The sequence below is a fragment of the Microbacterium sp. NPDC058342 genome, assembly GCF_042723935.1.
GTDB lineage: Bacteria > Actinomycetota > Actinomycetes > Actinomycetales > Microbacteriaceae > Microbacterium.
In genome coordinates this window covers 299,659-314,596 of record NZ_JBHXID010000001.1, presented here as the reverse complement: position 1 = coordinate 314,596, position 14,938 = coordinate 299,659, and the positions used below count along the sequence as shown (strand labels likewise).

The following is a 14,938-nucleotide window of genomic DNA, read 5'->3' as shown; positions in this document are numbered from 1 at the left end:
TATTATGTTCTATGACGACAGATTGAGCCGGCGATGTTCCGACCCGGCTCCCATCCCACCGCGGCGCAGCGGAACATCTGACCAGGATCGAGGCGGGTGCGCATGGAAGCGATCATCACGATCGACATCGGCACGTCAGCCGTCAAGGTCGCCCTCTGGGAAGCGGTCGGCGACCTGATCGACACACGCGTCGCCGAGTATGCGCTCGATGCGGTAGACGGTCGCATCGAGGTCGAGCCGCAGGTCTACCTCGATGCCATCGCCGCCGCCGTCCGCGACCTCGTCGCCGCTCACCCGGCGTGGCCGATCCGTGCGATCTGCTGCACCACGCAGGGCGAGACGCTGATCCTGCTCGATGAGGAGGGCCGCCCCTGCGCGCCCGCGATCGTCTGGCTGGACGACCGCGCGGAGCTCGAGGCCCGGCAGCTGCAGCGAGAGCTCGGGCGCGAGCGCGTGCACGCCGTGACCGGCCTGCCCGGCTTCGACGGCACGCTTCCCCTCGCGAAGCTCATGCACCTCCGCACGCATGAGGCGGAGCGCTGGTCGCGCACGAGAAGCGTCGTGCTCGTCGAGGATTTCATCGTGCACTCGCTGACCGGCCGCCTGACGGCCGGTCGCAGCGTGCACTGCTCGACCGGCTGGTTCGACATCGCAGCCGACGAGCTCTGGGAGGACGCACTGGCCGCTGCGGGTCTCGACGCCTCGCTCTTCGGCGAGCGCGTCAGCCCTGGGGAGACCATCGGCGCCGTGACCGCCGACGCGGCCGACCGGCTCGGTCTGACGCCCGGCATACCCGTGATCGCGGGAGCGATGGATCAGGTGTGCGTCGCACTCGCCGCCGGCGTCGTCGAGCCGGGCATCGGCAGCCACACCGCGGGCACCGCACTGGTCGTGGCATCCGCCATCGCCGATCCGTCCCGCGCGATCGGCACCGACGTGACCGTGTACCGGCACGCCGTCCCCGGGATGAGCCTCGCGCTCGGCTTCCGGCCCACCGCCGGCATCGCCGTCACCTGGTTGCGCGAGATCCTCGCCCTCGGCGCCGGCGACGCGGGCTACGCCGCATTCGACGCCCTCGCGGCGCAGTCGGAGCCGGGATGCGGGGGCGTGCGCTTCCGGCCCGTCCTCAGTGGTCCGGGTGGGGGCTGGGACGGCATCACCCTCTCCACCACGCGTGCGCAGCTGGCGCGCTCCGTGTACGAGGCCCTCGCCGGCGAGGTCACCGGACTGCTCGCCGGGCTCGACGCCGTCGGCGCGCCGATCCGGACGCTGCGCGTCAGCGGCGGAGGCGCGCAGAGCGAGGTGTGGCTCGGCATCACCGCCGACCTCACGGATCGCCCACTCGAACGCCTGGCCGTCCCGCATGCCGCCTCGACGGGCGCCGCCATCATCGCCGCCTGGGGACTCGGTCTCCTGCCGCGCGGCTCCGCACCCCGCCCGGCGATCTCCGCCGAGCTCGCACCCGCCACGACCATCGAGGACAGACGATGACGCACAGCACACGACCCCGCATCGGCATCCTCGGACTGCTCCTGGATGCGTACAAGCCGCTGTTCCCCGGCATCCAGGAAGAACAGGAGGGGTTCGTCCGTCGCGTCCTGGACGAACTGGGGGACGACGTGGAGGCCGTCTTCCCCGGCGCGGCGACCTCGCGTCAGTCGATCGAGGAGACGGTCCGCGGCTTCGAGGCCGACGGCATGGACGGGATCGTCATCCTCATGCTCTCCTACGCACCGGCACAGCACGTCGTCCGCGCCGCGCGCGACACGACGCTTCCGATCGCCCTGGCCCTCGTTCAGCCCGACGAGCGGGTGGCCTTCGACATCGAGGAGCGCGCGCTCACCGTGAACCAGGGGATCCATGGTGCACAGGACGTGGCGAACACGCTGCGGCGATCGGGCGTGAGCATCGAGCACTTCGCCGGCCCGCGCTCCGCTCTCCCCGTGTTCGTGAGGGACTTCGGCGCCGTCGCGCGTGCACGCAGCCGGGCGCGCCGGATGCGCATCGGCGCGATCGGCGCTCTTCCCGGCATGGGCGACATCCTCATCGACGAGCTCGCCCTGATGCGCGATCTGGGACCGCACGTGACCCGCCACGCCGTCGGCGAGCTGCATCCGTTCCTCGCGAACCTGTCCGAGGAGGAGGTCGATGCGGTCGTCGAGCGCGACGGCGCCGCATTCGACGTCGACCCCGCTTTGGCCGGCGCGGATCACCGGGATGCCGTGCGCCTGCACCTCGCTCTGCGCGCGTGGCTCGAGCACAACGGCCTGCACGGCTACACCGCGCACTACGAGGACTTCGGCGCCGACGGCCGATTCCGGCAGCTGCCGCTCCTCGCGGCGTCGCATCTGCTCGCCGAAGGGTACGGATACGCCGCTGAGGGCGATGTCATGGCGGCCGTGCTGGTGACGACGTTCATCGATCTCTTCGGCGAGGCCGACTTCTCGGAGATGTACATGATGGACCTCGAGAACGACGCGATCCTGTTCTGCCATGCCGGCGAGGGCAACTGGCGGATGGCCGCGCAGCGGCCGCGCCTCATCGACCGCGTGCTCACCGAGGGCGGCCTGGAGAACCCGCCCACCCCGATCTTCACGCTGCGCCCCGGCCGCGCGACGGTGGCGTCGCTCGTGCACGACGGTGCCGACCGCTGGCGCCTGGTGTGCGCATCCGGCGACATGCTGGAGCGCGCGGATCTCACCCGGTGCGAGATGCCGTACTTCTTCTTCCGTCCGGATGCCGGTGCCGCGGCGACCGCCGAGGGCTGGTTGCGCGCGGGCGGTGCGCACCACCAGGCGGTCGTGCTCGGCGAGCAGCGCGCACGCCTGGAGATGTGGTGCCGCGTCAACGACGTCGAACTCGTCACCGTCTGACCCCTACGACCGCGACCCCGGAGACCCCATGATCACCTCGCCCCGCCGCTCCCTGAGAGACCTGCTCGGCTCGGACTACATCGATGCCGTCATCCGCACCGCTCACGCCGTGTCGGGCACCGAGGAGTCCGCGCTGGCCGCGCTCGCCGACGAGGCCGTGGACTTCTACCCGCCGGCGTTCGCCGAGCGCGCACGTGAGCTGGCGCGACGCACCGGCGACAGCCTCGTGCCGCCGTTCGCCGATGATCTCGAGGGCGCACCGACGGATTCCTATCGACGCGCGCAGAAGACGGCGGCCGCACCACTCGGCGGGCTGGGCCCCTGTCGCATCGGCTCGGACGGGCGCATCTACCTGGCGGCCAAGAGTGAGCACTACCACCTGTCGCTCGGCCATGCCTTCCCCGGGCATCGCCTGCTCGCCAACGCCGCGGCCCTCGGCATCCCGAACGCCACCCACAACAACACCCGCGGGCACGTCACCCGGCTCGCGGAGCGCGCCCTCGTCGCAGCGGCGAACGGCCTCGGCATCCAGGACGCGGCGGCCGTCGACGCAGTCCTCTCCGACCGGCGCCCGCAGGTGCTGAACCGGGTGATCAACCTCGAGACCGGGTCGCTCGCGGCGGAGGCGGCGCTGAAGATGATGCTCGCCGCGTTCTACGAGGCCGACGGGCCCGGGAGGGGCCGTGAGGACATCCCGGTGTTCCTGGTCATCGCCGACAACGACGGCGGACCGGCGGGCAACTATCACGGCACCACCATCGTCGCGCAGACTCTGCGGGGCATGTGGCCCGCATTCACCCGCGCGGCGGAGGAGGCGGGGCTGTACAAGGTCGTGGGCGTGCAGATGAACGACATCGACGACGTCCGCGACAAGGTCGCGCGGTACAGTCGCGACGGCTATGGCATCGCCGGTTTCTGCCACGAGATCGTCCTGATGAACTACGGCGGCATGCTGCTGGACGCGGACTTCCTGCGCGAGGCCCACCGCCTGGTGCAGGCGGCCGGAGGCCTGGTGCTGTGCGACGAGATCCAGTCGTGCGCCTGGTACCCCGAGGCGCTGCTCACCGCGCGACTCGGCCTGAACCCCGACCTCATCGCCGTCGGGAAGGGGTTTCCCGGCGGCGCGTATCCCGCGAGCCGGATCATCACCACGGCCGCGGCCGATCGGCTGAGCCAGTTCGGCGCGCTCGTGACGAACGGTCAGGAGGAGCTCGCGAGCCTCGCCTACCTCATCACGATGACCTTCCTCGCCGAGAACCGCGCGCATCTCGAGACGACCGGCGCCCATCTGCACGAAGGGCTCCGGGGACTGGTCGCGAAGCACGCCGATCTGGTCTCTGACGTCACCGGCGACGGACTGATGGCGGGCCTCGAGTTCCACTCCCCGCAGGCGGCGCTGCGGTTCTGCGCTGTGCTCGAATCGGCGCACGGCATCGACTCCAGCGTCCAGGCGTACAAACCCGCCGCGCCTCCCACCGCCCTGCTGAAGCTGCCCGTGATCGTGGACAGCGAGATCATCGACGTGATCGTCGATCGGATGGATGCCGTGCTGGAAGGCCTGCGGGCATGAGCGTCGTCTCCGTCCGTGCCGAGGACGTCGAACGCGTCGAGGTCTATGCGCCCGAACAGCGGCCGGGCTTCGTCGCCTGGGTGACCGGTTTCGACTACGGAGACGGACGTGTGGGCGTCTCGTTCAAGGAGACCGTCTCGGCGCCCGATCCCCGCTACGTCCCCCCGCTTCTCGAGATGGGCGAGGCCACCGGGGCGCCGGTGTCCTACGCCTCGATCGAATGCGGAAGCGCGACCGAGTTCTCGGAGCGGGTCTACCTCGTCTCGGACGACGCCGGGCGCACGTACCGCGAGACGGGTCGCTGCCATCTCGACGACGGCTCGTTCTGCAACGTCGGCTTTCCCGACGGCAGGATCATCGGCCTGGACGTGGGCAGGGTCAACGCCGAGCGCACGGGCTGGTGCGACTTCATCGACGTGCGCGAGAGCTCCGACGGAGGAAGCACCTGGACCGGGGTGACGAGACTCCTCGAGGGGACGGCGCCGTACCTCTGGCGCGTCCGCCGGCTGCGCGACGGGTCGATCATCGTGCTCGCCTCGCTCTACGGCACTCCGTGGGGCGGCGATCGCGAGCGCTCGACGCGCAACACGATGCTTCCGGGCGAGACCTACCTCAGCAAGATCCAGACGTTCTTCCTCACCTCTTCCGACGGCCGGACCTACAGCGCGCCGCACTATGTGCTCCCCGGCATCGGTGCCCACGAGTACGACGTCGTGGAGCTGGCCGACGGCGGGCTGCTGTTCATCGCCGGGGACGTGCAGGGCACCCCTGTCGGGCGTCAGATCGTGCGCCGGCACGGCGACGGCTTCATCAACGGCCCGATGCTGCCGATCCGCCGCGGTGCGCCGTCGGATCCGACCGCTGATCCGCAGGGCGGGCATGTTCCGGAGAGCATCGTCGCGCTTCCGGGCGACGTGCTGGTCGGGTCGCGACGCGGCAAGCCGTACTCGGCCTCGAACGACCTCGGCGAGAACTGGTTGCCGGTGGACGGCCTGCCCCCGAGCCTCTACCAGCCCTTCCTCATGACCATGCCCGACGGCCGGGTCGCCAACTACGGGCATCGCGGCGGCGACAGCGCGTTCGGTCAAGAGGACATGACCATCGCCGTCGACCTGTTCCGCATCAGCGACGGCCTGCCCGCTCCCCGGCGGCTGACGCTGGAACGGCTGATGTCGGCGGATCACGACCAGTATCTGAACGCGTTCTCGGCGCGGCTCTCCTCAGCCGAGGGCCCGTGCGCCGGGGTCGAGGTGACCTTCCGCTTCCTGCCCGTCTGGAACGCCGACGGCACCGCATCCACTCTTCCCCAGGACCGAGCGCCGGTCGTGAGAGCCGCGATGACGGATGCCGATGGCGTGGCGCGGGTCGACGCGTCGTTCTTCGACGGCATCGGCGACATCCACTTCTTCTACAACGTCGATGCGGTCGCCGAGCCGTCCGACGGCGGCGAGGTGCACAGCCCGATGATGTGCGTGGCCGCCCTCACCGCCCGGCGACGCACCCGGTTCCCCCACGACGCGTACTTCGCGGGCGGCGTGCTCTACGTTTCGCCGCAGCTGCAGGCCGACGCTCCCGATCTCATCGCCACCCTCCGCGCGCACGCAGGCACCGACGACCCGTACCTGCCGGACGGAGTCCTCGACGCCGTCATCGTCGAACGGCTGCTCAGCGCCGGAGTGCTCCGCCGCGAAGGCGAACGACTTCGCTGGCTCGCCAGCGTCCACGCACCACACCCCCTCGACGATGTCCAGGACGCCGGAACCGGCGACTGGTACGCCTGACCCGGAAGGATCACGATGATTCACGCCCCTGCTCGCCTTTCCCGCATGTTCGGCACCGATGGCCGCTGCCTCGACGTCGCCGTCGACCACGGCACCTTCGGCACCCACGGCTTCCTGTCGGGCATCGAGAACATCGACGCGACCGTCGCCACCCTCGTCGCCGCCGGCCCGGACGCCATCCAGCTCTCACCCGGGCAGGCCCCGGTGCTGCAGAACCGCGCGGGGCGCAAGCCGGCCCTGGTGGTTCGCACGGATGCCGGCAACTTCTACGGTCCGAAGCGGGACGACTATCTGTTCAGCCAGATGATCGAGGGCGCGTTCGAGCGCGCCGTGTACTACGACGCCGCGTGCATCGTGGTCAACTTCCTCGCCCTGCCGCACAAGCCCGAGCTCTTCCACCAGTCCGTGCAGAACGTCACCCGCGCGCGGGCATGGGCCGATCAGACCGGGATGCCGCTCATGGTCGAGCCCCTCGCGATGAAGCCGGACGACACCGGCTACGGCGTCGACGGCGACATCGAGAAGATCGTCACCCTCGTGCGCCAGGCCGTCGAGCTCGGTGCGGACATCATCAAGGCCGACCCGAGCGACGAGACGGCCGACTACGTGCACGCCGTCGAGGCGGCAGGCGGGCGCCCCCTGCTGGTGCGCGGCGGCGGGCGCGACGACACCCGCCGCGTGCTCGCCCGCACGCACGAGCTGATGCAGACCGGTGTCAGCGGGCTGGTCTACGGACGCAACATCCTGCAGCATCACGATCCGGTCGGCATGACCCGGGCCCTCATGGCCCTGACGCACACCGACGCGACCGCCGACGAGGCGTTCGCGCTGGTCGCTCCCGAGGAGGCGTGATGCCCCGACGCATTGCGATCATCGGTTACGGATCCCGCGGGCGCACACTGGCCCCGATCCTGCGCCGGCACGGCGCGACGATCGTCCTCGTCGTCGACGCGCAGCCGGAGGGACGCGAGCGTGCGCTCGCCGACGACCCGGACTGCCGTGTGTCCGCGGACCTGGCCGACGCGCTCGGGCCTGGGATCGACGCCGTGATGATCCTCACACCGGACCATCTGCACGAGGAGCAGGCGATCGCGGCGCTGGAGGCGGGAAAGGCGGTGTTCTGCGAGAAGCCGCTTGCCATCACGACGGCGGGCGCCGACCGCATCCTCGATGCCGCAGAGCGCACCGGCGGGCGACTGTACGTCGGCCACAACATGCGTCATATGCCGGTGATCCGCCAGATGCGCGAGCTCATCCGGTCCGGGAGCATCGGCGAGGTCAAGGCGATCTGGTGCCGGCACTTCGTCGGCAACGGCGGCGACTACTACTTCAAGGACTGGCACGCCGAACGCGCGAACACGACGGGTCTGCTCCTGCAGAAGGGCGCGCACGACATCGACGTCATCCACTGGCTCGCGGGAGGGTACACGCGCGTCGTCTCGGCGATGGGAGGTCTCACCGTGTACGGCGATGTGACCGCGCGCAGGGAGCGCGACGGGGAGATCGCCGCGGACTGGGTCGACGTGGCGAACTGGCCGCCCGCCGCTCAGACCGGACTGCACCCGGTCATCGACGTCGAGGACATCTCCATGGTGCACATGCAGCTCGACAACGGGGTGTACGCCAGCTACGAGCAGTGCCATTACACGCCCGACTACTGGCGGAACTACACCGTCATCGGCACGGCGGGCCGTCTGGAGAATCACGGCGACACGGCCGGTGGCGAGATCCGCGTGTGGAACACGCGGATCAGCGGCTTCGGCGAACCCGACGTCGTCGTGCCCATCTCCGGCGAGTCGTCGGCCGAGCACGGCGGTGCCGACCACTTCCTGATCCGCGAGTTCCTCGACTTCGCGGCGGACGGCATCGAGACCGAGACCTCGAGCGTCGCCGCACGAGAGGCCGTGGCGACCACGCATCTCGCGACCGTGTCGCTGCGGTCGGGGAGCACACCGCAGCCGGTGCCCGCCCACCGTGCTCACACCGCGATCGACAGCGCCGCCGTGTAGCCCTTCTCGACATCGCCGGTCACGGTCGCCAGCTGCAGGACGCCGCCGTCTTCGCCGAACACGTTGTCACCGGTGAGGGTGACCCGCGACGCGTTACGGACGCTGCTCTCGTAACCGCGGGTGGCGTACACCTTCGCGTTGGTCTCATCGGGGAGGGCGATCTGCGATGTCTTCACGATCGGCCCCGTCGCGACGGCGCTGTCGACGTCTTCGTAGACCTCGAAGTGGATGTGCGGCCACCGCCCCGAATAGCAGGCCGGGTAGATCGAGGTGAAGCGCACGGTGCCGGTGTCGTCGGTCTGCTGCACGCCGCGAAGGTAGTTCTCGTCCTTCACCCCGTCCGAGTACAGGGAGTAGTTGCCGTCGCGGTCGCAGTGCCAGAGATAGACCCCGGCTCCGGCCATGGCGCTGCCCGTGGCGGCATCGCGCACGGTCAGCACGATCTGCAGCGGCACACCCTCGGCGGTCGTCGTGGACGAGCCGAAGCTGGAGCGGATGTCGCCGCGCACGATGCCTGAGTCGTCGAGGACGTTCACGCCGTTGGAACCGTCGGCGGGGTACGGACCGGCCGTCTCGTCCGGCACCTCGCCGTCGAGCAGCTCGGAGTCGTCCTGCGCTGCCGGCGGGCCGCCCTGACCGCCGGGACCGCCGGGGCCGCCCTCGGCCGGCGGCTCCCCTCCGGCCGAACCGGATGCCGTGGGAGCGCACGCGGCGAGCAGGGTGGTCGCGGCGATGCCGCCGAAGATGCCGAGCACCCGCCGTCGGTCGATCAGAGTCCGGATGTCGTAGACCAGGCCGCGGTGGTCCTCGTCGATCTCGTTCCCGTTCGCGTCCATCCAGCGGGGGTCGGCTGCGGTGCTCATCGTTCGTCCTCTCGGCGGGCGCGGTGCCCATGCTGCAAGAGAACCAACGCACTCTGAGGCGATCACATGCGGCAGACGGGAGAAGGCGATGAGCATCCTCTGCGAATCCGATGAACGGATGCTACGCGTCGCGCGATCTCCACAGCAGCCACACGAAGTACGGCGCTCCGAGCAGGGCGACCACCAGTCCCGCCGGCAGCTGAGCCGGCGCGAGGACCGTCCTGCCCACGGCATCCGCCACGCCCACCAGCACGGCGCCCAGCACGACGGCCACCGGGATCACCCGGCCGTGGCGCGCTCCGACCAGGGCACGTGCGGCGTGCGGCGCGACGAGGCCGACGAACCCGACCACCCCGACCGCCGAGACGCTGAGGGCGGCGAGCACGGCGGCCGCGACGAGTAGCGCCAGGCGGGTGCGCTCGAGGCGGATGCCGACGAGCCGTGGCGTGTCCTCGTCCATCGCCAGGATGTCGAGATCGCGCCGCTGCGCGATCACGAACGGCAGCGCGATGAGCAGCACGAGCGCGAGCGGCACGACCTGCTCCCAGATGCGACCGTAGGTGGTGCCGGACAGCCACGTGTAGATCTTCGGGGTGTCCCACGGGTTGGAGCGCAGCAGCACGAACGTGGTCAGCGCGGTGCTCCCGTACCAGACGCCGATGCCGATCAGCACGAGCCGGTCGGCGCTGAGCCCGCCCCGCCACGCGAGTGCGTACACGAGCGCGAAGGCGAGCAGCGCGCCGACCACCGCGGCGGCGAGCATGCCGAACGTCGACGCGGCGGCGCTCGTGACGACGAGCACCGCACCCAGGCCCGCCCCACCCGTGATGCCGAGCAGTCCGGGCTCGGCGAGGGGGTTGCGGCTGACGGCCTGCGTGACCGTTCCCGCCAGGGCCAGCGAGGCGCCGGCGACGACCGCGGCGATCACACGGGGCGAGCGCTCGTCGAGTGCGAACGACACGAGCGGCGGCGCCTGCTGCTGCATCCACAGCAGGATGTCGCCGGTGAGCAGGGGCGTCGCGCCCACGAGCATCCCGACCAGGATGACGCCCGCGAGTGCCGCGAGGCCGATGACGAGCACGACGGCGAACCGGCGCGTGCTGCGCACGCCGAAGCGGATGCTCGGCGGCCGCCGGGTGGGCCCCGCATCGCGCAGGCGCCGTGCCATGACGATCAGCACCACGGCCCCGAGGATCGTCGTCGCCACTCCTGTGGGGACGACGATCGCGCCCTCTGCGCCGATCAGCGCGCGCAGCACCGCATCCGCGCCGATCACGACGATCGCGCCGATGAGCGCGGACGTGGGGATCAGCAGGGCGTGCCGCCCGAGCGCGGGGACCAGGCGCGAGAGCAGCCGGGCGAGCACAGGGGCGCAGAGTCCGACGAAGCCGATGGGTCCGGCGAGGGTCACCGCGGCCGCGGTCAGCACCACCGACAGGAGGATGCCGATGACACGCGTGGACCGGATCGGGACGCCCAGCGATGACGCGGTGTCGTCGCCCAGGGCCAGCACGTCCAGGCGCCGGGTGAGGGCGAGCGCCAGCCCGATCGCGACCGCGATGACCGGAGCCGCGCGCAGGAACGATTCGATGCTGAGTTGCGAAAGGCTGCCGCTCCCCCAGGCGAACAGTCCCTCGGTCTCCTCGTCGAACAGCACGAGCAGCGCGGAAGTGCCCGCCTGCAGGGCCAGCGCGAGTGCCGAGCCTGCGAGGACGAGCCGGGTCGTCGACGAGGCGGCCCCGCCGGCCAGGCCCAGCACGAGCGCGGCGGCGCCCAGCCCGCCCGCGAAGGCGACCAGGCCGGATGCCCAGAACGGGATGCTCAGGCCGAAGGCCGTGACCGCCGTGACCGCGAAGTACGCGCCCCCGGTGACGCCGAGGGTGTCGGGCGAGGCGAGCGGGTTGCGCGACAGCGACTGCATGAGCAGCCCTGCGACGCCCAGTGCCAGACCGACCGCGACACCGGCGGCGAGCCGCGGCAGGCGCGACCCGAACAGGATCTCGGGGTCGGCGAGCACCTGACCGCTCGTGCCCTGGGTGAGATGCCAGCCCGAGACGAGCACGAGCACGAGCAGCAGGCCGAGCAGCGCCGCGGCGGCGCGCACGGTGCTGCCCCCGCCGCGGCGAGCGACGACGGCATCCGAAGCGTTCATTCCGGGCGCCGAGTCGTGAGCCGAGCGGGTCGCGCGCGAGGTCACTTCGTGATGACGTCGACGTACGCGTCGATGATCTGCTCGGCCGAGCGCGGGCCTCCGAAGGTCCAGATACCGGCCGGGAAGGCGTGGATGCGGTCCTCCTTCACGGCGGGGATGGATGCCCAGGCGGGATTCTTCTCCGCGGCGGTGACGAAGCTCTCCGAGTCGGGGTCGGGCGTGCCCGTGTACAGCAGCATCGCGTCGCCGATCGTGGTCATCCCCTCGATGTCGGTCGAACCCAGCCCGTACGCCGCGTCGACCTCTCCGGTCCAGGCGTTCTTCAGACCGAGCTCCTCGCCGAGCTCGCCGATGAGCGAGCCCTGGCCGAACGGCCGCAGCGACACGTTGCCGCCGTCGACCCATCCGTCGAAGAACACGAAGGGCGCGTCCTGCAGCGAGGCGCCGGCGACGGCCTCCTTGCCCGCGTCGAGCTTCTGCTCGAACTCGTCCTTGACGACGTCGGCGCGCTCGGTGCGGCCGGTGGCCTCGGCGATCAGATCGAAGGTGCCGAGCATCTGCGCGATCGGGTCCTTCGCATCGGCGCCGAGCGTGGCGAGCACGGGCACGCCGTACTTCTCCAGCTGGCCGATGATCGCGTCGTCACGCGTGTACGCCTCGACGATGACGAGGTCGGGTTCCGTGGCGAACAGCGCGTCGAGGTTCGGCTCCTGGCGCGTGCCGACGTCCTTGACGTCGTCCGGGAGCTCCTCGGCGGTGTCCCACGTGCGATAGCCCTCGGCGTCGGCGACGGCGACAGGGGTGAGGCACAGCGAGAGCACGTCCTCGATCTGCTGCCACTCGAGCACGGCCACCTTCGCGGCCGGCTCGTCGAGCGTCACGGAGCGACCGAAGGCGTCGGTGAGCTCGACGGCACCGGTGGACGTCTTCGTGGTGTCGTCGGCGCAGCCGACCCCGCTCGCGGACGAGGTCGTCTGATCGGGCTTCGGCTCAGCCGACGACGTGGTGCCGCAGGCGGTGAGTGCGAGGGTGAGAGCGCCGAGGGTCGCGAGGGCGGCGAGGGGCTTGTTCATCAGAGGGCTCCGGTGTTGTCGGGACGTTTCGGGCGAGGGAGATCGGGTCAGGCGGAGAGAGCGGAGAGGGCGCGGACGCGCGCGTGGTGCCTGCCCCGCGGCGTCACCTGCACGCGACCGGTGCGCTCGTCGAGCTGGGCCTCGATCGGAAGCCCGTAGACCTCGGTGAGGTTCTCGGAGGTCAGCACGGCCTCCGGCATTCCGGAGGCGTGGACGCGGCCGCGGTGCATGAGCACGACCTCATCGGCGACGGATGCCGCGTGGCCGAGGTCGTGCAGAACCACGCCCACGGCCGTGCCGCGGTCGGCCAGGTCGCAGATCAGATCCAGGGTCTCGACCTGGTAGCGCAGGTCGAGGTGGTTGGTGGGCTCGTCGAGCAGCAGGATGCCTGTGCTCTGCGCGAGCGCCGTGGCGAGCCAGACCCGCTGCAGCTCGCCCCCGGAGAGCTCGTCGACCGCGCGGTGCACCATGGCATCCAGTCCGGTGAGCTCCAGGGCATGTGCGATCGCCTCACGATCGGCATCCGTCATCCCGCTGAAACGGCCACGATGGGGGTGCCGGCCGTAGGCGACGACGTCGCGCACCTCGAGGCCGGAGGGATGCGGGCGCGACTGCGAGAGCATGGCCACGGTGCGCGCGAACTCCTTCGCGGAGAGGGCCGCCGCGTCACGCTCGCCCTGCGCGTCGGCCACGCGCACGATCCCCTCGTCCACCCGGTGAAGGCGCGCCAGCGCGCGCAGCGCCGTGGACTTGCCGCTGCCGTTCGGGCCGATGAGCGCGGTCACTGTGCCGGGGCGCAGGTGAAGCGACACCTCGTGCACCACGCGCGTGCGGCCGTAGCTCAGCGCGAGGGACTCGCCATGCAACTCGTCGGCGCGGGGAGAATCGGTGATGGTCGTCACGTTAGGAAAGCCTAACCTAGGCTGTAGGGGTGAGTCACCACCCCTACCGAACGTTCCGCACCACCGTCGCGCGGATCACGGCGCTCTCGCCGAGTTTCACGCGCATCACGCTGGCCGGCGACGACCTCGCCCACTTCGGCACCGACGGGCTCGATCAGCGCATCAAGCTGATCATCCCGTTCGCCGACGGGACCATCACCGACGTGGGTCAGTTCGACGAGACGCAGAGCATGACCGACTGGTACCGGCGCTGGCGGGAACTGCCCGACGAGCTGCGCAACCCGATCCGCACCTACACGATCCGCTCACCGCGTCCGGGGGATCGGGAGATCGACGTCGACTTCGCGCTGCACGGCACGGAGGGGCCGGCGTCCGCATGGGCCGGCGGAGCAGGGGTGGGCGATCCGATGTTCGTCGTGGGACCCGACTCGCGCGCCGAGGCGCCGGGCGGCGGCATCGAGTGGAAGCCGGGAACCGCGACATCCGTGCTCATCGCCGGCGACGAGACCGCCATGCCGGCGATCTGCTCGATCGTCGAGTCGCTGCACGACGGAATCACCGGAGACGTCTGCATCGAGGTTCCGACCGAGAGCGACGCGCTGCCGCTGAGCGCACCGGACGGCGTGCGCGTGACCTGGCTCGCGCGGGGCGGCGCCGCCCACGGGGTCCGGCTCAGCGCCGCCGTGCACGCCTGGGGCCGCGAGCGCGCCGCAGCATCCGCTCCGGGCACCGCACTGGCCGAAACCGACCCCGACGTGCTCTGGGATGTTCCCGAGGCCGTCGGCAGCGGCGAGTACGCCTGGCTCGCCGGGGAGGCCGGCACGATCACGGCGTTGCGCCGCCACCTCGTGCGCGACCTCGGGATCGACCGCCGTTCGATCGCTTTCATGGGCTACTGGCGACAGGGGCGCGCCGAGGCGTCTTGACGTCGGGCCACGCGGACCCCTGTCGGGTGTGACCGCGCCGACCAGGGGTTTACGCTGGCGGGATGTCCCTGAGCGCTGCAGCCTGGCCGATCCGCACTGAACGTCTGGAGCTCCGCCCGCTCGAGATCGCCGATCTGGATGCCGTGTGGGCGTTCCGTCGGCTCCCCGAGGTGAGCGAGTGGCTCGGCCGCGCGCCGGCCACGCGCGAGGAGTTCCACGAGACGTATTCCGACTCCGAGCGGCGCGCGACGACCCTGGTGATCGTGCTGCCGGATGCCGACGGCGGGCCCGCGATCATCGGCGACCTGATGATCAGGATCGGCGACGGCTGGGCGCAGGCGGAGGTCGCCGAAGAGGCGCACGGAACCGAGGCCGAACTGGGCTGGGTGCTCGCCCCCGCATACACCGGGCGGGGCTACGCCCGCGAGGCGGTGAGCGCCGCGATCGACGTCTGCTTCGGCGCGCTCGGCCTGCGGCGAGTCCACGCGGGATGCTTCGCGGCCAACGAGCCGTCGTGGCGGCTGATGGAACGGCTGGGCATGCGGCGCGAGGAGTTCAGCCGGCGCACCGCACTGCACCGCTCCGGCGAATGGATGGACGGCATGAACTACGGCCTGCTGGCCGAGGAGTGGCCCGGGCGACGCTGACGCCCGGCGGGTGCCGAGGTCCCGCTCTCAGCATCCACCTCCCGTCCAGGTCGCAAAACGTCCCGTTCCCGGCAGCCGCCACCCGTCCAAGTCGCAAAAAGTCCCGCTCTGGGCGCCTCAGAGCGGGACGAACTGCGACCTG

At 70.9% G+C, this 14,938-nt stretch carries 12 protein-coding genes; 8 read left to right on the top strand and 4 right to left on the bottom strand.

Annotated elements, in window-relative coordinates; translation table 11 throughout:
* Positions 1-102: 102 nt before the first annotated feature.
* Genes ACFWHT_RS01430 through ACFWHT_RS01405 form a run of 6 tightly spaced genes read left to right on the top strand, consistent with a single transcriptional unit; the run spans position 103 to position 8,233 of the window.
* Positions 103-1,491: an L-fuculokinase gene (locus ACFWHT_RS01430; protein WP_378824780.1), complete on the top strand. Its 1,389-nt coding sequence runs from the start codon at positions 103-105 to the stop codon at positions 1,489-1,491.
* Entirely contained in the window at positions 1,488-2,873 is a 1,386-nt protein-coding gene (locus ACFWHT_RS01425) for a hypothetical protein (RefSeq protein ID WP_378824779.1), read from the top strand. The genes ACFWHT_RS01430 and ACFWHT_RS01425 overlap by 4 nt, the downstream gene beginning before the upstream one ends.
* Before the next feature lie 28 nt (positions 2,874-2,901).
* Complete coding sequence (locus ACFWHT_RS01420) at positions 2,902-4,443, top strand: aminotransferase class III-fold pyridoxal phosphate-dependent enzyme (RefSeq protein WP_378824777.1); 1,542 nt, start codon at positions 2,902-2,904, stop codon at positions 4,441-4,443.
* Positions 4,440-6,224 carry a sialidase family protein gene (locus ACFWHT_RS01415; protein ID WP_378824775.1) on the top strand — a complete coding sequence of 595 codons (1,785 nt, stop codon included), beginning with the start codon at positions 4,440-4,442 and terminating at the stop codon, positions 6,222-6,224. The genes ACFWHT_RS01420 and ACFWHT_RS01415 overlap by 4 nt, the downstream gene beginning before the upstream one ends.
* A 45-nt stretch (positions 6,225-6,269) precedes the next feature.
* The gene (locus ACFWHT_RS01410) at positions 6,270-7,076 is read left to right on the top strand and encodes a class I fructose-bisphosphate aldolase (RefSeq protein ID WP_378824773.1); all 807 of its coding nucleotides are present in this window, start codon (positions 6,270-6,272) and stop codon (positions 7,074-7,076) included.
* The gene (locus ACFWHT_RS01405) at positions 7,076-8,233 is read left to right on the top strand and encodes a Gfo/Idh/MocA family protein (protein WP_378824771.1); all 1,158 of its coding nucleotides are present in this window, start codon (positions 7,076-7,078) and stop codon (positions 8,231-8,233) included. Before ACFWHT_RS01410 ends, ACFWHT_RS01405 begins: the two co-directional genes overlap by 1 nt.
* On the opposite strand, the gene ACFWHT_RS01400 is transcribed toward ACFWHT_RS01405, so the two are convergent.
* The 4 genes from ACFWHT_RS01400 to ACFWHT_RS01385 all read right to left on the bottom strand — a co-directional run bounded on the left by ACFWHT_RS01400 (position 8,203) and on the right by ACFWHT_RS01385 (position 13,223).
* The gene (locus tag ACFWHT_RS01400) at positions 8,203-9,096 is read right to left on the bottom strand and encodes an intradiol ring-cleavage dioxygenase (protein ID WP_378824769.1); all 894 of its coding nucleotides are present in this window, start codon (positions 9,094-9,096) and stop codon (positions 8,203-8,205) included. The genes ACFWHT_RS01405 and ACFWHT_RS01400 overlap by 31 nt on opposite strands.
* A gap of 121 nt (positions 9,097-9,217) precedes the next feature.
* Positions 9,218-11,293 (bottom strand): iron ABC transporter permease, encoded by a 2,076-nt coding sequence (locus ACFWHT_RS01395; protein ID WP_378824767.1) that lies wholly within the window; start codon positions 11,291-11,293, stop codon positions 9,218-9,220.
* The gene (locus ACFWHT_RS01390) at positions 11,290-12,321 is read right to left on the bottom strand and encodes an iron-siderophore ABC transporter substrate-binding protein (RefSeq protein ID WP_378824766.1); all 1,032 of its coding nucleotides are present in this window, start codon (positions 12,319-12,321) and stop codon (positions 11,290-11,292) included. Before ACFWHT_RS01390 ends, ACFWHT_RS01395 begins: the two co-directional genes overlap by 4 nt.
* A gap of 47 nt (positions 12,322-12,368) precedes the next feature.
* Entirely contained in the window at positions 12,369-13,223 is an 855-nt protein-coding gene (locus ACFWHT_RS01385) for an ABC transporter ATP-binding protein (RefSeq protein WP_378824763.1), read from the bottom strand.
* 29 nt (positions 13,224-13,252) lie between these two features.
* Here ACFWHT_RS01385 and ACFWHT_RS01380 point away from each other — a divergent pair, with 29 nt between their 5' ends.
* Positions 13,253-14,149, top strand: coding sequence for a siderophore-interacting protein (locus ACFWHT_RS01380; RefSeq protein WP_378824762.1), 897 nt, complete (start codon positions 13,253-13,255; stop codon positions 14,147-14,149).
* A 62-nt stretch (positions 14,150-14,211) separates the two neighbouring features.
* The gene (locus tag ACFWHT_RS01375) at positions 14,212-14,796 is read left to right on the top strand and encodes a GNAT family N-acetyltransferase (protein ID WP_378824760.1); all 585 of its coding nucleotides are present in this window, start codon (positions 14,212-14,214) and stop codon (positions 14,794-14,796) included.
* Positions 14,797-14,938 lie beyond the last annotated feature (142 nt).